The organism is Streptomyces sp. NPDC047974, from assembly GCF_040653375.1.
Taxonomy (GTDB): domain Bacteria; phylum Actinomycetota; class Actinomycetes; order Streptomycetales; family Streptomycetaceae; genus Streptomyces.
Genome location: NZ_JBEZNU010000014.1, coordinates 15513 through 34233, shown reverse-complemented (window position 1 = coordinate 34233; position 18721 = coordinate 15513). Strand labels below are relative to the sequence as shown.

General features: G+C 73.4%; 16 protein-coding genes. 9 read left to right on the top strand and 7 right to left on the bottom strand.

Annotation, left to right across the window (positions count from 1 at the left end; genetic code table 11):
• Positions 1-364 precede the first annotated feature (364 nt).
• Together AB0E19_RS20665 and AB0E19_RS20660 are read left to right on the top strand one after the other, a co-directional pair.
• Complete coding sequence (locus AB0E19_RS20665) at positions 365-1300, top strand: DUF3027 domain-containing protein (protein WP_362181968.1); 936 nt, start codon at positions 365-367, stop codon at positions 1298-1300.
• A 359-nt stretch (positions 1301-1659) separates the two neighbouring features.
• Positions 1660-4794 (top strand): molecular chaperone Hsp90, encoded by a 3135-nt coding sequence (locus AB0E19_RS20660; protein ID WP_362181965.1) that lies wholly within the window; start codon positions 1660-1662, stop codon positions 4792-4794.
• Positions 4795-4842: 48 nt separating this feature from the next.
• On the opposite strand, the gene AB0E19_RS20655 is transcribed toward AB0E19_RS20660, so the two are convergent.
• Both AB0E19_RS20655 and AB0E19_RS20650 read right to left on the bottom strand, forming a co-directional pair.
• Complete coding sequence (locus tag AB0E19_RS20655; protein WP_362181962.1) at positions 4843-7263, bottom strand: HAD-IC family P-type ATPase; 2421 nt, start codon at positions 7261-7263, stop codon at positions 4843-4845.
• A gap of 116 nt (positions 7264-7379) precedes the next feature.
• On the bottom strand, positions 7380-7664 hold the full coding sequence (locus tag AB0E19_RS20650; protein ID WP_362181959.1) for a DUF2530 domain-containing protein: 285 nt from the start codon (positions 7662-7664) through the stop codon (positions 7380-7382).
• Between the two features lie 160 nt (positions 7665-7824).
• Here AB0E19_RS20650 and AB0E19_RS20645 point away from each other — a divergent pair, with 160 nt between their 5' ends.
• A complete protein-coding gene (locus AB0E19_RS20645) occupies positions 7825-9276 on the top strand; it encodes an NCS2 family permease (protein ID WP_362181956.1) in 1452 nt (483 codons plus the stop codon).
• Here the strand turns inward: AB0E19_RS20645 and AB0E19_RS20640 are convergent.
• Positions 9246-9497 (bottom strand): hypothetical protein, encoded by a 252-nt coding sequence (locus AB0E19_RS20640; protein WP_360608214.1) that lies wholly within the window; start codon positions 9495-9497, stop codon positions 9246-9248. The genes AB0E19_RS20645 and AB0E19_RS20640 overlap by 31 nt on opposite strands.
• 202 nt (positions 9498-9699) lie before the next feature.
• On the opposite strand from AB0E19_RS20640, the gene AB0E19_RS20635 reads away from it, so the two are divergent.
• Positions 9700-10143, top strand: coding sequence for a MarR family transcriptional regulator (locus AB0E19_RS20635; RefSeq protein WP_169088004.1), 444 nt, complete (start codon positions 9700-9702; stop codon positions 10141-10143).
• A gap of 26 nt (positions 10144-10169) precedes the next feature.
• Complete coding sequence (locus tag AB0E19_RS20630) at positions 10170-11525, top strand: MFS transporter (protein WP_362181951.1); 1356 nt, start codon at positions 10170-10172, stop codon at positions 11523-11525.
• A 73-nt stretch (positions 11526-11598) separates the two neighbouring features.
• On the opposite strand, the gene AB0E19_RS20625 is transcribed toward AB0E19_RS20630, so the two are convergent.
• On the bottom strand, positions 11599-12111 hold the full coding sequence (locus AB0E19_RS20625; protein WP_362181948.1) for a GNAT family N-acetyltransferase: 513 nt from the start codon (positions 12109-12111) through the stop codon (positions 11599-11601).
• A 34-nt stretch (positions 12112-12145) separates the two neighbouring features.
• On the opposite strand from AB0E19_RS20625, the gene thpR reads away from it, so the two are divergent.
• Entirely contained in the window at positions 12146-12730 is a 585-nt protein-coding gene (gene thpR / locus AB0E19_RS20620) for an RNA 2',3'-cyclic phosphodiesterase (protein WP_362181945.1), read from the top strand.
• Positions 12731-12885: 155 nt separating this feature from the next.
• Complete coding sequence (locus AB0E19_RS20615) at positions 12886-13875, top strand: aldo/keto reductase (protein WP_362181942.1); 990 nt, start codon at positions 12886-12888, stop codon at positions 13873-13875.
• Positions 13876-13881: 6 nt separating this feature from the next.
• On the opposite strand, the gene AB0E19_RS20610 is transcribed toward AB0E19_RS20615, so the two are convergent.
• Complete coding sequence (locus AB0E19_RS20610) at positions 13882-14427, bottom strand: MarR family winged helix-turn-helix transcriptional regulator (RefSeq protein ID WP_362181938.1); 546 nt, start codon at positions 14425-14427, stop codon at positions 13882-13884.
• A 72-nt stretch (positions 14428-14499) separates the two neighbouring features.
• Between AB0E19_RS20610 and AB0E19_RS20605 the strand changes: the two genes are divergently transcribed.
• The gene (locus AB0E19_RS20605; RefSeq protein ID WP_362181935.1) at positions 14500-14961 is read left to right on the top strand and encodes a carboxymuconolactone decarboxylase; all 462 of its coding nucleotides are present in this window, start codon (positions 14500-14502) and stop codon (positions 14959-14961) included.
• A gap of 81 nt (positions 14962-15042) precedes the next feature.
• Positions 15043-15771: a PH domain-containing protein gene (locus tag AB0E19_RS20600; RefSeq protein WP_362181932.1), complete on the top strand. Its 729-nt coding sequence runs from the start codon at positions 15043-15045 to the stop codon at positions 15769-15771.
• Here the strand turns inward: AB0E19_RS20600 and AB0E19_RS20595 are convergent.
• Both AB0E19_RS20595 and AB0E19_RS20590 read right to left on the bottom strand, forming a co-directional pair.
• Positions 15756-16439, bottom strand: coding sequence for a GDSL-type esterase/lipase family protein (locus AB0E19_RS20595; protein ID WP_362181929.1), 684 nt, complete (start codon positions 16437-16439; stop codon positions 15756-15758). The genes AB0E19_RS20600 and AB0E19_RS20595 overlap by 16 nt on opposite strands.
• 75 nt (positions 16440-16514) lie before the next feature.
• Positions 16515-18668: a hypothetical protein gene (locus AB0E19_RS20590; RefSeq protein ID WP_362181926.1), complete on the bottom strand. Its 2154-nt coding sequence runs from the start codon at positions 18666-18668 to the stop codon at positions 16515-16517.
• Between the last annotated feature and the right edge of the window lie 53 nt (positions 18669-18721).

The following is an 18721-nucleotide window of genomic DNA, read 5'->3' as shown; positions in this document are numbered from 1 at the left end:
ACCGAGCGGACGCCCCGGGGTGTCGGGGACACGCCGGTGCGGGACGGGCCCCGGCACGGGCGCGGGCGCCGTCCCGGGCCGGGCTCCCGCGGGCTCGATCCGGGTCACTTGGGGCGCGCAGGTGGGCCCAGGCCCGCGAACGGGGTAGCGTGCGTAGCGCGCCACCGGCGGTTCCTCTCGGCCGCGCGCCCCTTCGGCATCCCGCAGAATGGATGACGATAGGTGCGCCCGAGACGTGTGAGACCGGTCGGGTGCGGACGTCGATGCGGCCCTCAGGTCCGCTCCGCCCGCCCCGCTCCCGGAGCCTCGCTCCCGGACCTCGGCCGGCGCACCCGTGAGACGGCGTAGGAGAGAAGCGAGACCTGTGAGTGCTGCGACGACGCGAGACCGTACCCCGCGTACCCCGCGAGCCACGCGTACCCCGGCCCCCGACCGCCTCTGCGCCGAGGCCGTAGACCTCGCGCGGGAGGCGGCCGAGGAGGCTGCCGCACCCGGCGTCGTCGGCGAGCACGCCGGTGTCGTCGCGGAGGGCGACCGGGTCGTCACGCACTACTTCGAGTGCAAGGAGCCCGGATACCGCGGCTGGCGCTGGGCCGTCACCGTCACCCGCGCCTCCCGCGCCAAGAACGTCACGCTTGACGAAACCGTCCTGCTGCCCGGCTCCGACGCCCTCCTCGCGCCCGAGTGGGTGCCGTGGAGCGAGCGGCTGCGCCCCGGCGACCTCGGGCCCGGCGACCTCCTGCCCACCGAGCAGGACGACCCGCGCCTGGAGCCCGGCTACACCGGCGAGGACGTCCCGCCGCCGAACTCCGCGGTCTCCTCGGAGCTCGCGGAGCACCTCGACGCGGAGGACGCCGAGATCACGGGGCGGGCGTCGGCGCGCGGTGCGATCGCGGCCGTCGCCGACGAGCTCGGCATGGGCCGGGCCCGTGTCCTCTCCCGCCACGGCCTCCGCCTCGCGGCGGACCGCTGGGACGACTCCTTCGGCCCCCGCACGCCGATGGCCCAGGCCGCGCCGGCGACCTGCCAGTCCTGCGCCTTCCTGATCCCCCTGTCCGGCTCGCTCAGCCAGTCCTTCGGCCTCTGCGCCAACGAGCTGTCGCCGGCGGACGGCCGGGTGGTCTCCCTCGCGTACGGCTGCGGCGGGCACTCCGAGGCGGCCGTCATGCCGACCCCGCCGCGTCCGGCCGAGCCGGTCCTGGACTCCACGGCCGTGGACCCCTTCCCCCTCCGTCCCCCCACGGACTCCGGCAGCACCGTCCCCGAGGACACCACCACGTCGGACCTGGGCCACTCCTGACTCCAGGGCCGGCGCCCCGCCCCGCCCGGCCGCGCCCCCGGTTCCGCCGGGGCGCCGCCCGGCCCGTCCCTGCCCGGGCTCCCCGCGCCTGAACGGCTCGGCACCCGTGCGGCCGCGCCGGGGGCACCCCCACCCACCTGTTCCGCACCCCGGCCCGGGAGCCGCCCAGGCCCCGCCCCGGGGTCGCCGAGGCCTGCCCCGCGCTGGTCGGAAGCCTGGTCCGGCAGGGCTCGGGAGGGCCGTCACGGGGGTTTTCGGGGGCCGTTCGGCGGGGTAAGCGGGGGTTCTCGGAGGGGTCGTCGGCGACGTGCGCGGGGCGCGGTAACTTCGGCGCGGGACCGAAGGCCGGAAACAGCAGAGTGGAGTCACACGTGAGCGTCACCGTCCGGACGACGACCGACGGCAGCGACCCCTTCGGCACCGCGCGGCTCCGCAGAGGGGTGCTGGACGCCTGGACCGCCTCCCCGGCCCGCTTCCGCGAGGACGCGAACGCCGAGGAGGACCTCGCCCTGGGGGGCTACCGCGACCGCCTCGTCGTGGAACTGGCGCAGAACGCCGCCGACGCCGCCGCCCGGAGCGGCCGCACCGGACGGCTTCGGCTGACGCTGCACCCGGCGGACGCCGACAGCCCCGCCGTGCTGGCCGCCGCCAACACCGGCGCCCCGCTCGACGCGACCGGCGTCGAGTCGCTCTCCACGCTCCGCGCCTCCGCCAAGCGCACCGAGCGGGACACGGCGACGGCCGTCGGCCGCTTCGGCGTCGGTTTCGCCGCCGTCCTCGCCGTCTCCGACGAGCCCGCCGTCCTGGGGCGGCACGGCGGCGTCCGCTGGTCCCTCGCGGAGGCCCGCGAGATGACCGCCGACGTGGCCCGCCACGTCCCGGGCCTCGGCGACGAACTGCGCCGCAGGGACGGCCATGTACCGCTGCTCCGGCTGCCGCTGCCCGCCGAGGGCACCGCGCCCGACGGCTACGACACCGTCGTCGTCCTCCCGCTCCGCGACGCCGCCGCGCACGGCCTCACCGAGCGGCTCCTCGCGTCCGTCGACGACGCGCTGCTGCTCACTCTTCCGGGTCTCTCCGAGATCGTCGTGGAGACCCCGGAAGGAGTACGCACGCTGACCCGTTCCGAGGAGGACGGGTACGTCCGGATCGAGGACTCGGCCGCCGAGGGCCCGAACCGCTGGCGGACCGTCAGCCACGCCGGCCCGCTCGACCCCGGCCTGCTCGCCGACCGCCCGGTCGAGGAGCGGCTCCGCCCGCACTGGTCGGTCACCTGGGCCGTCCCCGTGGACGGCGCCGGCGCCCCCCGCTACCCCCGCACCGCGCCCGTCGTGCACGCGCCGACGCCGACCGACGAGCCGCTCGGCATCCCCGCCCTGCTGATCGCCTCGCTGCCGCTGGACACGGCCCGCCGCCACCCGGCGCCGGGACCGCTGACGGACTTCCTGGTGCAGCGGGCGGCCGACGCGTACGCCGAACTCCTCGCCGACTGGCGGCCGGTGACGAGCGGCGCGCTCGACCTCGTGCCGGGCCCGCTCGGCAAGGGGCCGCTCGACGGGGCGCTGCGCGAGGCGATCCTGGACCGGCTGCCGCGGGTCGCGTTCCTCGCGCCGGCCGCGCCGACGGAGGACCTCCCGGCGCTGCGCCCGATCGAGGCGGAGGCCGTCGAGGGCGCGGGCGCGGAGACGGTCGGAGTGCTCGCCGAGGTGTTCCCCGGGCTGCTTCCGGCGGGCCTGGAGCGCCGCCCCGAGCTGCGGACGCTCGGCGTGGGCCGGGTGCCGCTGACGGAGGCGGTGGACCGGCTGGCGGGCGTGGAGCGGGCGCCGGAGTGGTGGCGGCGGCTGTACGACTCGCTCGCCGGGGTGGACCCGGACCGGCTGACGGGCCTTCCGGTGCCGCTGGACTCGGGCCGGACGGTCATCGGGCCGCGCCAGGTCCTGCTGCCGCAGGAGGGCACTCCGGCGCAGCTGTCGAAGCTCGGCCTGAAGGTGGCGCACCCGGAGGCCGTCCACCCGCTCCTGGAGAAGCTGGGGGCGCTCCCGGCCACGCCCCACGCCGTCCTGACGACGCCGCAGGTGCGGGGGGCGGTCGCGCACTCCCTCGAATCGGCCGACATGTGGGACCTGGACGCGCCGGAGCTGGACGCGGACGAACTGGTGGAGATCGTCCTCGGTCTCGTACGCGACGCGGACCTGGAGCCCGGCGACGAGCCGTGGCTCGGCGCGCTGGCCCTCCCCGACGACGAGGGCGAGCTCGCCCCGGCGGGTGAACTCGTCATGCCGGACTCGCCGTTCGCCGCCGTGATGCGGGAGGGCGAACTCGCCTTCGTCGACGCCGAGCTGGCCGACCGCTGGGGCACCCGCCCGCTCGCCGCCTGCGGTGTCCTCGCGCACTTCGCGCTGGTCCGGGCCACCGACCTCGTCCTCGACCCGGACGACCTGGAGCCCCGGGTGGGCGACTTCCCGGAGCCGGACGACGCGGGCCTGCTCGAAGCGGTCGACGTGTGGTGCGAGGACGTCCTCGACCAGCTGCCGCCGACCCCGGTGCCGCCGGTGGCGACGGAGATCGTGGCGGTGCGGGACCTGGACCTGATCGACGACGACGCCTGGCCGCAGGCGCTGGCGCTTCTCGCGCGGCCGCCGTTCCGGGACGCCCTGATCCAGCCCGTGCGGGTCCTCCTCCCGGACGGCACGACGCAGACGGTCCGCCCGTACACGGCCTGGTGGCTGCGCGACCACCCGGTCCTCGACGGGCGCCGCCCGGCGGGCCTGCGGGCGGAGGGCTCGGACCCGCTCCTCGCCGGCCTGTACGACTCCGCCGACGCGACCGGCTTCGAGGACGAGCAGGTGCTGCGCGCCCTCGGCGTCCGCACCTCGGTGGCGGCCCTCCTCGACGAGCCGGGCGGCGCGGCGGAGCTCCTCGCCCGCCTCGCCGACCCGTCCCGCGAGGTCACCTCCGCCCAGCTGCACGCCCTCTACACGGCGCTCGCGGACCTGGATCCCGACCAGGTCACCCTCCCGGACGAGCTCCGGGCGGTCGTGGACGGCGAGCTGGTCGTCGTGGACGCCTCCGAGGCGCTGGTCGCGGACGCCCCCGACCTCCTCCCGCTCGCCGCCGGCCTGCCGCTCCTCCCGGTCTCCCCGTCCCGGGCGGCCGACCTCGCGGACCTCTTCCAGGTCCGCAGGCTGAGCGGGACCGTCCCGGCGAAGGTCACCACGGAGGGCGAGGTGCACGAGGTCCCGGCCTCGGTCCACGCCCTCCTCGGCCCGTCGACGCCCGCGACCTACGTGGAGCACGAGGAGCTCCGCGCGGGCGGCACCGAACTGGACTGGCGCCTCACCTCCGACGGCACCCTGCACGCCGCCACCCTGGAGGGCGTGGCGGCCGCCCTCGCCTGGGCCACCCGCCAGTGGCCCCGCCGCTTCGAGGTGGCCGCCCTCCTGGAGGACCCCACCCGCACGGAGGAACTGGCCCGCGACCGCTGGTTCGACTAGGCCGGCCCGGCCCGGGGCGCCGGTTCCGCGTCGGCCCGGGCCGCGGGGTCAGGCGGGGAACCTGCGGTCCACCCAGCGCCAGGCGAGTTCCAGGACCGCCGCGCCCGCCGCCGCGACGGCCACGGCCGCCCAGGGCATGGTCGTGCCGACGAGCTTGAGGGCGAAGAAGTCCTGGAGCCAGGGGACGGCGAGGACGAGGAGGAAGGCGCCGCCCATGGTGGCCACCAGGGCGATCCGCCACCAGGTGTAGGGGCGGGCGATGATCGCGAGGACCCACATCGAGACGAGGAAGAGGGTGAGGGTGGCGGCGCTGGTCTCGGCGCCCAGCGCGTCCGCGCCCGTGTAGTGGTGGCGGGCCAGCAGGTAGGTGGTGAAGGTGGCGGCCGCCGCGACGACGCCGCCGGGGATCGCGTACCGCATGACCCGGCGGACGAAGTGCGGCTTGGCGCGTTCCTTGTTGGGCGCGAGGGCGAGGAAGAAGGCCGGGACGCCGATCGTCAGCGTGGAGAGCAGGGTGAGGTGCCGGGGGAGGAAGGGGTACTCGATCTGGCTGACCACCACCAGGATCGCCAGGAGGACCGAGTAGACGGTCTTCGTGAGGAAGAGCGTCGCCACCCGGGTGATGTTGCCGATGACCCGGCGGCCCTCGGCCACCACCGACGGCAGCGTCGCGAAGGAGTTGTTCAGGAGGACGATCTGGGCGACGGCCCGGGTCGCCTCCGAGCCCGAGCCCATGGAGACGCCGATGTCGGCGTCCTTCAGGGCGAGGACGTCGTTGACGCCGTCGCCGGTCATGGCGACCGTGTGCCCGTGGGACTGGAGCGCGGCGACCATGTCCCGCTTCTGCTGCGGGGTGACCCGGCCGAAGACCGCGTTCTCGTCGAGGACCGTCGCCATCTCCTCCCGGCCGGAGGGCAGCGTGCGGGCGTCGACGGTGTGGTCGGCGCCGGGCAGCCCCAGCTTGCCGGCGACCGCGCCGACGGAGACCGCGTTGTCGCCGGAGATGACCTTGGCGGCGACGTTCTGGTCGGCGAAGTAGGCGAGGGTGTCGGCGGCGTCGGGCCGCAGCCGCTGTTCGAGGACGACGAGGGCGGTGGGGCGCGCGTCCTTCGCGACGTCCGGGGAGTCGAGCTCGTGGACCGTACGGGCGAGGAGGAGGACCCGCAGGCCCTCCTCGTTGAGGTGGTCCATCTCCGCCAGGTTCGGGTCGCCGTGGGGGAGGAGGACGTCGGGGGCGCCGAGCAGCCAGGTGGACTCCTCGCCGTCGCCCTCGCTGAACGCGGCGCCGCTGTACTTGCGGGCCGAGGAGAAGGGCAGCGACTCGGTGCACCGCCACTCCTCGGCGTCCGGGTAGGCGTCGATGATGGCCTGGAGGGAGGCGTTGGGCCGCGGGTCGGACTCGCCGAGGGCGCCGAGGACCTTGCGCACGTACGCCTCGTCGGAGCCGTTCAGGACGCGGACCTCGGTGACGTCCATGCCGCCCTCGGTGAGCGTGCCCGTCTTGTCCAGGCAGACGACGTCGACCCGGGCCAGGCCCTCGATGGCCGGCAGCTCCTGCACCAGGCACTGCTTGCGGCCGAGCCGGATGACGCCGATGGCGAAGGCGACGGAGGTGAGCAGGACGAGCCCCTCGGGGATCATCGGGACGATGCCGCCGACGGTCCGGGCGATGGAGTTCTTGAGGTCGTTGTCCTTGACGACCAGCTGGCTGATGATCAGGCCGATCGCGGTCGGCACCATCATCCACGTCACGTACTTGAGGATCGTGGAGATGCCCGAGCGCAGCTCGGAGTGGACGAGCGTGAAGCGGGACGCCTCCTCGGCGAGCTGCGCCGCGTACGCCTCCCGGCCGACCTTGGTGGCGGTGAAGGCGCCGCCGCCGGCGACGACGAAGGAGCCGGACATGACGGGGTCGCCGGGGCGTTTGACGACGGGGTCGGCCTCGCCGGTGAGGAGGGACTCGTCGATCTCCATGCTGTCGGCCTCGGCGACGACGCCGTCGACGACGACCTTGTCGCCGGGGCCGAGCTCGATGAGGTCGCCGAGGACGATCTCGGAGGTGGAGATCCCGGCGGCGCGGCCGTCGCGGCGGACGGTGGGTTTCGCCTCGCCGATGACGGCGAGCCCGTCGAGGGTCTTCTTGGCGCGCAGCTCCTGGATGATGCCGATGCCGGTGTTGGCGACGATCACGAAGCCGAAGAGGCTGTCCTGGATCGGGGCGACGATCAGCATGATCACCCAGAGGACGCCGATGATCGCGTTGAAGCGGGTGAAGACGTTGGCCCGGACGATGTCGGCGGTGGAGCGCGAGCTGCGCACGGGTACGTCGTTGACCTCGCCGCGCGCGACGCGTTCGGCGACCTCGGCGGAGGTCAGTCCGGCGGGGCGGTGGACGACGGGAGGTTCGGTCTCGACGGGGGTGCCCGGGGTGTCGCCGCTGTCCGTGTCGATCTTCGCCCGCTGCGTCATGGTTCCGACGGTACGACCGGAATCGACCGTTCACCTGCTGGGAAGCGGCAGGATCCGACCGTGGGAGGACCGGAATCGTCCCGTGGTGCTACACGGGGACGCGGTGCTGCGCGGTGCTACGCGGGGGACGCCCCGCCCGCCTCCTCGGCCTCGCGTGCCGCCTCGTGCCGCTTGATGGCCGCGTCGCGCCTGCGCACGTACCAGATGCCGAGCAGACCGAGCGCGCCGCCGGCCAGGCAGGTCCACACCCAGGAGGTGATGTCGCGGTCGGCGAACCAGCCGTAGAAGGGGAGCTGCACGAGGAAGAGGACGAACCAGATGATCGTCCCGCCGGTGATCGTCGCGACGACCGGCCCCTCCAGGGGTGCGGGTGCCTCGTGCTTCGGTGTCCACTTCGCCATGCCGCCAGTCTAGGTGGGCCGAAATCGGGTCTACGCGCGGAGATGGACTCCCGCTCGTTCATGTGTTCATACTGAAACGGTTTGCCTGAGGCGGGTTTCCCTCGTATGAACCGCCAAAAAAGGACTTCTGGACTTCTTTCCCGAAGAGGAACCCACCCCCATGAGCACCACGGCCGCCGCCAAGGCCCCTGCCCCCGAACCGCAGGTTCCGCAGGAACCCACGTCCGGTCTCGACCGCTTCTTCCGGATCTCCGAGCGCGGTTCCACCGTCGCCCGCGAGGTCCGCGGCGGTTTCGCCACCTTCTTCGCGATGGCCTACATCATCGTGCTGAACCCGATCATCCTCGGCAGCGCCAAGGACATGTACGGGCACCAGCTCGACAGCGGCCAGCTCGTCACCGCCACCGTCCTGACCGCGGCGTTCTCGACGCTCCTCATGGGTGTCATCGGCAACGTCCCGATCGCGCTCGCCGCCGGCCTCGGCGTCAACACGGTCGTCGCCCTCCAGCTGGCGCCCCGGATGTCCTGGCCGGACGCCATGGGCATGGTCGTCCTCGCCGGCATCGTCGTGATGCTGCTCGTCGCGACCGGTCTGCGCGAGCGCGTCATGAACGCCGTCCCGGTCGGCCTGCGCAAGGGCATCGCGATCGGCATCGGCCTCTTCATCATGCTGATCGGCCTCGTCGACTCCGGCTTCGTCTCCCGCATCCCCGACGCCGCGCACACCACCGTGCCGCTCCAGCTCGGCACCGGCGGGCACCTGCTCGGCTGGCCGGTCCTGGTCTTCGCCCTGGGCACCCTGCTGACCCTCGCCCTGATCATCCGCAAGGTGCCGGGCGCGATCCTCATCTCGATCGTCGTCATGACGATCGTGGCGATGGTGATCAACGCGGTCGCGGACATCCCGTCCTGGGGCCTGACCACCCCGGAGTGGCCCGGCAACCCGGTCGCCTCCCCGGACTTCGGCCTGGTCGGCGAGGTCAGCCTCTTCGGCGGCTTCGCGAAGGTCGGCTACCTCACCGGCGCCCTCTTCGTCTTCACCGTCCTGCTGTCCTGCTTCTTCGACGCCATGGGCACGATCCTCGGCGTCGGCGACGAGGCCAAGCTGATCGACAAGGACGGCAACTTCCCGGGCATCAACAAGGTCCTGCTCGTGGACGGCCTCGCCGTGGCCTCCGGCGGCGCGACCTCCTCGTCGGCCACCACCTGCTTCGTGGAGTCCACGGCGGGCGTCGGCGAGGGCGCCCGTACCGGCCTCGCCTCGGTCGTCACGGGCGGTCTGTTCTCGGTGGCGCTGTTCCTCACGCCGCTCGCGACCATGGTGCCGTCGCAGGCGGCGACCCCCGCGCTGCTCGCGGTGGGCTTCCTGATCCTGGCCGGGTCGGTCAAGGACATCGACTGGGCCGACTACACCATCGCGGTGCCGGCCTTCCTGGCCATGACGATGATGCCGTTCACGTACTCGATCACGAACGGCATCGGCATCGGCTTCATCAGCTTCAGCGTGCTGCGTCTCGCGGCCGGACGGGGCCGTGAGGTCCCGGCGGCCATGTACGTCGTGTCGGCGATCTTCGTCTTCTACTACGCGATGCCGGCGCTGGGCCTGACCTGATCGAGCGGGGAGGGGGCGGCGCCGGGAGGCTCCGGCTCCGCCCCCTCCCCGTAGAACTTCTCCGTCTCCTCGACGGCGGTCTTGAACCGCTCGTCGAAGTCCTCTCGAATGAGCGTCCGGACGACATAGTCCTGGACGCTCATTCCCCTTTTCGCGGCGTGACCCTTGAGCCGGTCGAGCAGCTCACTGTCGATGCGCAGGCTGAGCACTGTCGATCCCATGCCGTTCAGGGTCGGGGCTGCCGGTGCCCCCGTGCGTCACTTTCCGGATCCGACTCACTCATTTGGGTGATGCATGGATATCGGTCCGTGACCTGGGGCGGCGCGAGGCGTGCGGTACGCGACCGTGTGACACGCACGACACACGGGCCGGCGGACGCCCCCCGAGTGGTCCTTAGTCAGAGTAATGAGTTAGGCTAACTACATGCCCGACCTGTCCCACGGCACCGCCGACGACGCCGCGGCCGTGAACGCGATCCGCTCGTCCGTCATGCGGCTGAGCCGGCGCCTCAAGCGCCAGCGCGTCGACGAGTCGCTGAGCCCGACCGAGATGTCGGTGCTCGGCACCCTGGCCCTCTGCGGCTCCGCCACCCCCGGTGAGCTGGCCCGCAAGGAGCACGTACAGCCGCCGTCGATGACCCGCATCGTCGCACTGCTCGAAGCCAAGGGACTGGTCCGGCTGGAGCCGCACCCCGACGACCGCCGGCAGAAGGTGGTCAGCCAGACCGAGCAGGCCGAGGCCATGCTCGAGGACGCCCGCCGCAGGCGGAACGCCTGGCTGGCCTCCCTCGCCGAGGGCCTGGACGAGGACGAGTGGGCCGTACTGCGCGCGGCCGCTCCGGTCCTGGAGAAGCTCGCCCATCTCTGAACCGAGCGCCAAGGAGGCGACGCACTTTGAGCACGGGACCCGGAGCAGACTCCGCACCCGTCCACCAACCCACCACGACCCGAGGAGGCGGTAAGGCCCGCAGCGGGACCTTCTCCTCCCTCTCGATCCGGAACTACCGGCTGTTCTTCACCGGAGCGATCGTCTCCAACACCGGTACGTGGATGGCCCGGATCACCCAGGACTGGCTCGTCCTCAGCCTCACCGGCTCGGCCGCCGCCGTCGGCATCACCACCGCCCTGCAGTTCCTGCCGATGCTCCTCTTCGGCCTCTACGGCGGGGTCATCGCCGACCGCTACCCGAAGCGGCGCCTGCTCCTCGTCAGCCAGGCCGCCCTCGGCCTGTGCGGCCTCGCGCTCGCCGTCCTCACGCTCTCCGGCCACGTCCAGGTCTGGCACGTCTACCTGATCGCCTTCCTCCTCGGCATGGTGACGGTCGTCGACAACCCGGCCCGGCAGTCCTTCGTCTCCGAGATGGTCGGCCCCGACCAGCTCCGCAACGCGGTCTCGCTGAACTCGGCCAACTTCCAGTCCGCCCGGCTCGTCGGCCCCGCCGTCGCCGGCGTCCTGATCGCCGGGGTCGGCAGCGGCTGGGCCTTCCTCATCAACGGCCTGTCCTTCCTCGCGCCGCTGACCGCCCTGTGGCTGATGCGCCCCGCCGAGCTCCACAAGGTCGAGCGCGCCCCGCGCGGCAAGGGCCAGCTCCGCGAGGGCCTGCGGTACGTCGCCGGCCGCCCGGACCTGATCTGGCCGATCGTCCTGGTCGGCTTCATCGGCACCTTCGGGTTCAACTTCCCGATCTGGCTGACCGCCTTCTCCGGCGAGGTCTTCCACGTCGGCGCCGGCACCTACGGCTTCCTCAACACCCTGATGGCTGCGGGCTCCCTCGCGGGCGCCCTGCTCGCGGCCCGGCGCGGCTCCACCCGGCTGCGGATGCTGGTGATCGCCGCGGGCGTCTTCGGCGTCCTGGAGATCGCGGCGGCCTTCTCGCCGTCCTTCTGGCTCTTCGCGCTGCTGCTCGTCCCCATCGGCATGGTCGGCCTCACGGTGAACATCACCGCGAACTCGGCCGTCCAGATGGCGACCGACCCGGCCATGCGGGGGCGCGTGATGAGCCTCTACATGATGGTCTTCGCGGGCGGCACCCCGATCGGCGCGCCGCTCCTGGGCTGGGTCACCGACACGTACGGCGCCCGCGTCGGCTTCGCCACCGGCGGCCTGGTCTCCCTCGCCGCCGCCGCGGTCATCGGCCTGGTCCTGGCCCGCATCGGCAACCTGAGGGTGGCCATGGGCTGGCGCCACGGCCACCCCAGCGTCCGCTTCGTCCCCCGCGCGACCCCGCAGCGGCTGGCGACGGCGGCCTGACCCGCCCGCGGCGGGCCCGACGGCGCGGAGGGGGCGGGGGCGGGGCTTCGGCGGCCCCCGCCCCCGTCCGCTGTCACACCCGCATCTCCAGGACCTGTCCCGGCCAGTCGCCGACGGTGAACGGGTCGGTGCGGGTGAAGCCCTGGCGTTCGTAGTACGCGACGAGGCGTCCCTCGCTGCCCGCGAAGCAGTCCACGCGGAGCAGCGGGACGCCCTGGCGGCGGGTCTCGTCCGCCGCGTGGGCGAGCAGGGCGGCGCCGACGCCCCGACCGTGGAACCGGCCGTCCGTGGCGAGGTAGCGGACGTACCGCTCCGGCTCCCCGGCCGGCGGGACGTACGCGCCGGGGTGCGGGGTCAGGGTGAGGGTGCCGGCCGGGACGCCGTCCACCTCGGCGATCCACGGGTCGCCCTCGCCCATGACCTGCCCGACGTGCTCGACCGTCTTCGGCCGCGTGGTGAACGGGGTGGTGCCCCACTGGGCGGTGATCCCCCTGCCGTTGAGCCAGACCACGGCGCTGTCGAGGATGGCGAGCACGGCCGGGAGGTCCGCGGGTCCGCCCCGCCTGATCTTGATCGCGTTGTCCATCCGGCCGAGGCTATCCGCTGCCACACTGGCGGGCATGAGGCTTTTCGCCGCCGTCCTGCCGCCCGCGGAGGCGCTCGCCGAGCTCGGTGCCGCCGTCGACGCGCTCCACGCCCTGCCCGGTGCGCGGTCCCTGCGCTGGACCTCCCGGCCCGGCTGGCACTTCACGCTCGCGTTCATGGGGGAGGTCGACGACGGGCTCCTCCCGGACCTCCGGGCCCGGCTCGCCAGGGCCGCCGGGCGCACCGCGCCCTTCGGGCTGCGGCTGCACGGCGCCGGCCACTTCGGCCCGCGCGCCCTGTGGACCGGCGTCGCCGGCGACCTGGACGCCCTGAGGAGGCTCGCCGAGCGCGCCGACGCGGCGGCCCGCAGGGCGGGGATCCCGATGGAGGAGCACCGCCGCTACCAGCCCCATCTGACGATCGCCCGGGCCCGCGGCGAGGGCGCCCCGCTGGCCCCCTTCCTCGACGCGCTCGACGGCTTCGAGGGCACCCGCTGGGAGGTCGGCGAGCTGGCCCTGGTCCGCTCGAACCTGCCGGTGAGCGGGGTGGCGGGGGAGCAGCCCCGGTACGAGACGGTGGAGGCCTGGCCGCTGGCGGGCCGCGAGGAGGGCCCGGGTTAACCTCGACGGGTGGATCCGAAGACTCGTAACCAGATCATGGCCGGCGTGCTCGTACTGATGTTCGCGATCATCGCGGTGGCGTCGGTGGTCGGGCAGTAGCGTCCCCGGGGCCGGCCCTTGCTTCGAGCGCGCTCCAACGAGTTGGCTTGTGCCCCATGGAGTACACGCAGCTCGGACGCACCGGACTCAAGGTCAGCCGCCTCGTCCTCGGCACGATGAACTTCGGCCCGCAGACCGACGAGGCCACCAGCCACGCCATCATGGACGCGGCGCTCGACGCCGGCCTGAACTTCTTCGACACGGCCAACGTCTACGGCTGGGGCGAGAACAAGGGCCGCACCGAGGAGATCATCGGCTCCTGGTTCGCGAAGGGCGACGGCCGCCGCGACCGCACCGTCCTCGCCACCAAGGTGTACGGCAACATGGGCACGGGCGGCGAGGCCTGGCCGAACCACGACAAGATCTCCGCCCTCAACATCCGTCGCGCCGTCGACGCCAGCCTCAAGCGGCTCGGCACCGACTACATCGACGTCTACCAGTTCCACCACGTCGACCGCGCCACCCCCTTCGACGAGGTGTGGCAGGCGATCGACGTCCTGATCCGGCAGGGCAAGATCCTCTACGCCGGCTCCTCCAACTTCCCCGGCTACAAGATCGCCCAGGCCAACGAGGCCGCCGCCCGTCGCGGCATGGTCGGCCTCGTCAGCGAGCAGTGCCTCTACAACCTCTTCGAGCGCCGCGCCGAGATGGAGGTCATCCCGGCCGCGCAGGAGTACGGCCTCGGGGTCATCCCCTGGTCGCCGCTGCACGGCGGTCTGCTCGGCGGCGTCCTGAAGAAGGAGACCGAGGGCCGGCGCCGCACCGAGGGCCGCGCGGCGGAGACCCTCGCGGACCCGGCGCAGCGGGCGCGGTTCCAGGCGTACGAGGACCTCCTCGACAAGCACGGTCTCGCCCCCGGCGAGGTCGGCCTGGCCTGGCTCCTCACCCGTCCCGGCGTCACCGGCCCGATCGTCGGCCCCCGCACCCCGGAGCAGCTGGCGGGCGCCCTGCGGGCCCTGGAGCTGGACCTGTCGGAGGAGCTCCTCGCCGAACTGGACGCGATCTTCCCGGGCCCGGGCCCGTCCCCGGAGGCCTTCGCCTGGTAGGGGCGGTCAGTTCCCGCCGAGCCAGCTGGTGGCGTCGAGGCGGAACGCGGTCTCCGCGGGGACCACGGTCCGCAGGTCCGCCTCCAGGGCGCGGACGCGGTCGGCCCCGAGGACCGCGCTCCACTCGGCCCGCAGTTCGTCGAAGACGGCGGCGGACCGGGCCAGGGCGTCGCGGCCGCGCGGGGTGAGGCGGACGAGTTTGCGGCGCGCGTCGGCGGGATCGTCGGCGCGTTCCGCGTATCCGAGGGCGAGGAGCCGGTCGACGGTCTTGCCGGCCGCCTGCTTGGAGACGCCGAGGCGGCGGCCGATCTCGCTGGCGGTGGCGCCCCGGCCGCCGATGGCCTGCATGGCGAAGCCGTGGGCGGGGCGCATGCCGGGGTGTCCCTCGTCGGCGAGGCGGGCGTGGAGCCGGTCGATGAGGGTGCGGAAGCCGCCGAGGAGCAGCAGGGGCAGCTCGTAGCCGGGGGAGTCGGGAAGGGCGGGCGTGCCGGGCGTGCCGGGCGTGCCGGGCGGGCCGGGCGGGCCGGGCGGCGCGGGAATCTCCTTGCCCATATCGACAACCTGGTTTACGTTTTCTTCCGACACATGGTCAACCATGTTGTCCATTCTAGAAGGAGGCCCCTCTTGTCGCACGCCTCGCACACCCCGCACGCCTCGCACACCCCGCGCGCCACCGCCACCCTCCCCGAACGCACCGCCGGCGCCGTCGCGCTCCTCAAGGCCCAGGCCCCGCAGGTCCTCGACGCCTTCTTCGCGCTCTCCGCGATCTTCGAGTCCACCACGCTCGACCCGCACTCCCGCGAGACGGTGATCCTCACCGTCGCCGCCCGCAACCAGTGCCACCTCTGCGTCGACATCCACGAGGCGAAGTACGAGGCCCTCGGCCCCGCCCCCTCCGCCGAACGGCTCGACGCCGTACGGACGTTCACCCTCCAGGTGCTCGCCGCCTCCGGTGCGGTGCCGGACGCCGAGCTGGCCGCCTTCCAGGCCGCCGGCTACACCCGCCGGAACGCCCTGGAGGTCGTCCTCGGCGTCGGCGCCTACACCCTGTCCACCTTCGCCAACCGCCTCGTCCGAGCGGCCTGATCGCCGAACTCCCTTCCATCGGACGGCGATTGAGCCCTACCCTGCCCCCATCGGATCGTTCAACGATCGAACGGGGAAGCCATGAGCGCGAGTCCCTCCCTGCCCCGCACCTACCGGATCAAGCCGGGCAGGATGACCGCCTTGTACGTCGCGGCGGGGCTCGGCCTCCCCGCCGCGCTGATCCCGCTCCACACCGAGGAGTTCGTCCCCGGCTGGGTGAAGTGGCTCGTCACCTCGGCGGTCCTCGGCTTCGTCGGCTGGATCGCCTACGCCGCCCGCAACCTCTCGACCACCGCCGACCGTCAGGGCATCCACGTCCGCGGCTTCTTCCGGCGGCGGCGGATCGCCTGGGCGGACGTCCAGGACATCCGCGCCGTGCCCAACCCCTCGGCCGCCATGGGCCAGGGCCAGCCGCGGGTGATCTCGTACGCCTACGGACGCGGAGGCCGCCGCGTCCAGCTCCACTACCTCGACGACCACCACGTCCACGTCGAGCGGGAGATCGAGGCCCTGCGCGCCGTCTGGCAGCGGCTGCGCGGCGAGGACTGGACCGAGGACGCGGCGGCGGCCCGGCGCATCGACCGCCGCTCCGCCCGCGAAAGCGCCCTGCTCACGGCGCTGAGCTGGTCGATGTTCTCGGTCCTCGGCTTCACGGTCCTCTTCGTCGTCCTGCTCCTCACCGACCATGTCTTCCTCGGCCCCGAGTGGATCCTCGTCGGCCCGGTGCTCGTCTTCCCGGCCGTCTGGCTGGGCGCGAGCCTGCGGGGCGACCGGGACGGCGCCGGCGGTGGCGGTCAGAGCGCGCGGTAGGGCCCGCCGTACCCCCACGCCTGGTGCATCGCGTCGGCGAAGGCGCCGGCCAGCTTGTGCTCGCCGCTGGGACCCGGGTGCGTTCCGTCGTACGTGTCCGTCCGCAGGTCGTACGAGTCCGGAACCGACGCGAGCAGCAGCGGCGAGGCGGCCGTGTCGAGATCGGCGACCGCCTTGGCGAGCAGCTCGTTGAAGCGGTCGCACTCGGCGGCGAAGGCCTCGTCGTAGGTGGCGCGGATGTTGGGGATCACCGGCAGCAGGACGGCCCGGACGCCGGGGGAGGCGGCCCGCGCGGCCGCCACGAACGCCCGCACGTTCTCCTCGGTCTGGTCGCTGTTCGTGTAGAACCCGAGGTCGATCAGGCCGAGCGAGACGAGCAGCACGTCGGCGCGGGTCGCGGCGACGGTCTCCCCGACGACCGGCGCCATGTGCAGCCACCCCTCGCCCCACCCGGCGAGGTGCCGGCGGGCGGCGGCCGGGAACGCGGGATCGGCGTACCCCGCCGGATCGCCCGGCTCCCCCTCGGGCACGTACAGCCCGTCCCGGGGCCCGACGATCTCGTACCCGCCGGGCACGACCCTCTCCAGGTGCTCCCACATGCGGTAGCGCCAGGTCCAGTCGCCGGAGCGTCCGATGGTCATGCTGTCGCCGACGAACAGAAAACGCATGGTCACATCATCCCGGACCCCGCCCGTGACCTGCGACGTGACGCCGGACACGGGCGGGAGGAAGGAGGGGCGGGCCTAGAAGAAGGTCTTGTAGGTGGTGGAATCGGCGCGCAGGGGCAGGACGGTCGCGGCTTCGAAGGGCGTGGTGGTGCTGTCGCGGCCGCTGTAGTGCGCGGAGCCGGAGGCGCCGACGGCGTACAGGTCCGCCACGCCCTTGCCGTTGATGCCGGCGGGAATGACGTGGGTGTACTTCTGCCAGCCGCCGCCGACCTTGCGGCGGGCGGTGAAGGTGCCGTCGCCCTTGCCGAGGTAGAGCCAGAGGACGCCGTCCTTGTCGCGGGCGAGGAGGTCGCCGCCGGTGGCTCCGGCGATGTTCCCGGGCGCGGTGAGGAGGTTGTAGATCTGCCAGCCGCCGCCGATCTTCACGCGCGGCTTGAAGGGCGCCTTGGCGTCGCCGGTGGAGGCGTAGAACCACAGGACGCCGGCGGTGTCGGTCGCGAGGAGGTCGCCGCGTCCGTCGTTGTTCAGGTCCGAGCCGCCGGTGATCTTGTTGTAGACCTGCCAGCCGCCGCCGACCTTCGTGCGGGGCAGCAGCTTCTGCTTCTCGCTCTGGTGCAGCCACAGCACGCCGTCGCGGTCGCGGCCCACGATGTCGTCCGCCGCGCCGCCGGCCAGGTTCCCCGGGGAGGCCATCAGCGTGTACGTGTTCCACCCGGTGCCGAGGCGCTCCGGGTCGGGCTCGGTGACGCGGGGCGTGCAGATGCTGTCGGAGCACTCGACGCCCTTCATGGACACCAGCTGCCCGATTCCGTACGCGGAGAGGTTGCCCGCGCTGTCGCGCACGAGCGCGTCGGAACCGGAGTTGTCGTTGAAGTCGCGCGGCTGCGGAGGCACGGCCACCGTGAGGGTGCCCGTGCGATGGACGCCCGGGCCGAAGTAGGGGAAACCTGTCGGGGCGGCGGTCATCTTCCACGTGTACGCGCCGTTGTAGGCGCCGAACCGGTTGGCCAGCTCGCCGCGCCAGTTCAGCCACGGCTCGTAGGGCCCGCCGTCGAGGCGCACGGTACGGCCGGTGGCGGTGTGGGTCAGCTCGAAGACGACAGCCTGCCCCTCCTCGTCGAACTCCCAGCCGAACCTTGCCGAGCCGCCGGTGAAGGAGGTGATGCGGCTCGGCACCGACAGGCTCTTCAGGGCGAGTTCGTCGCCGTCGGGGATGTCCGCGACCAGGGTCACCGTCGGTGCGCCGTCCGCGCCGAGGGCGACCCGGAACACGCCCCAGCCGTCCGCCGCCGTCCCGCCGCGCACGAGAAGCGTCCCGTCGGCGCCGGGCGTCATCTGGTTCGCGAAGCGGAGCGGCTCGGCGGTCCGGCCGTCCTTCAGCGAGCGGAAGGTGAGCCGGGTGGCGTCCTCGACCGCGAGCCAGTCGCCGCCGAACGCGAGCTGGGAGCGGTGGGGCAGGACCTGTGAGGTCTTGGTGGCCCGGTCGACCACATGGGTGGTGTCGTCCGTGATCCAGGCGATCCGCTTCGGCGTCAACTGTGCCGGGTAGCGGTAGTCCATGCCGGGGGCGGCGTACGTCTCGGTGACCTTCGCGGTGGCGACGTCGACCAGGGCGAGGAGGGACGAGCCGGGCTCGGGGGTCCTCAGCAGAGCCACCACCGTGCCGGGGGCCGTCGTGGTGGCGGACAGGAACCGGTACCCGGCCGGGAACCCGGTCACCGTGCGGTCGACGGTCCGGCCGCCCGGCTCCCGGCTGACCAGGTGGAGGCTGCTGGTGGCGTCGTCCTTCATCACGAGCGTCGAGCCGTTGACCCGGTGCAGCGCGTACGGGCTGTCGATGACGACGGGGTCGCCGCCGTTCGCCATGTCCCGGACGGTGTAGCTGGTGCCCTTCTTCCCCACCACGACGTCGGCCTCGTCGGCGCCCGAGTAGCGGGTCCCGTCGTCGGTGGGGAGGTCGACGGGGGTGCCGCCGTCGTAGGGGGTCCAGCGGGAGGAGGCGCCGAGGTGGTGGTTGGAGGTGAGGAAACCGGTGGCCCCGACGGAGACGACGCGGTCCTGCGTCCCGAGCACCGGGAGCGAGGCCGCCGCCGGCGTGGTGGCGGGGGAGGCCGCCGCGGTCCCCGGGCCCGCCACGGTGGCAGCGGTCGTCGCGGCGAGGGTGACGGCCAGGGCGGCGGTCAGGCGGAGCCGGGTCGGACGGGTGCGGCGGACGCGGGAGCGGGACAAGGCGGGGCCTCCTCGGGAGAGGGAAGAGTGGGTGCGGCGCAGGGCGCCACACC

Excerpts from the sequence above, each read along its gene's own strand:
- AB0E19_RS20655 (WP_362181962.1), bottom strand. The coding sequence starts at position 7,263 with ATGACGCAGCGGGCGAAGATCGACACGGACAGCGGCGACACCCCGGGC.
- AB0E19_RS20650 (WP_362181959.1), bottom strand. The coding sequence starts at position 7,664 with ATGGCGAAGTGGACACCGAAGCACGAGGCACCCGCACCCCTGGAGGGG.
- AB0E19_RS20645 (WP_362181956.1), top strand. The coding sequence starts at position 7,825 with ATGAGCACCACGGCCGCCGCCAAGGCCCCTGCCCCCGAACCGCAGGTT.
- AB0E19_RS20640 (WP_360608214.1), bottom strand. The coding sequence starts at position 9,497 with ATGGGATCGACAGTGCTCAGCCTGCGCATCGACAGTGAGCTGCTCGAC.
- AB0E19_RS20635 (WP_169088004.1), top strand. The coding sequence starts at position 9,700 with ATGCCCGACCTGTCCCACGGCACCGCCGACGACGCCGCGGCCGTGAAC.
- AB0E19_RS20625 (WP_362181948.1), bottom strand. The coding sequence starts at position 12,111 with ATGGACAACGCGATCAAGATCAGGCGGGGCGGACCCGCGGACCTCCCG.
- thpR (WP_362181945.1), top strand. The coding sequence starts at position 12,146 with ATGAGGCTTTTCGCCGCCGTCCTGCCGCCCGCGGAGGCGCTCGCCGAG.
- AB0E19_RS20615 (WP_362181942.1), top strand. The coding sequence starts at position 12,886 with ATGGAGTACACGCAGCTCGGACGCACCGGACTCAAGGTCAGCCGCCTC.
- AB0E19_RS20610 (WP_362181938.1), bottom strand. The coding sequence starts at position 14,427 with ATGGGCAAGGAGATTCCCGCGCCGCCCGGCCCGCCCGGCCCGCCCGGC.
- AB0E19_RS20600 (WP_362181932.1), top strand. The coding sequence starts at position 15,043 with ATGAGCGCGAGTCCCTCCCTGCCCCGCACCTACCGGATCAAGCCGGGC.
- AB0E19_RS20595 (WP_362181929.1), bottom strand. The coding sequence starts at position 16,439 with ATGCGTTTTCTGTTCGTCGGCGACAGCATGACCATCGGACGCTCCGGC.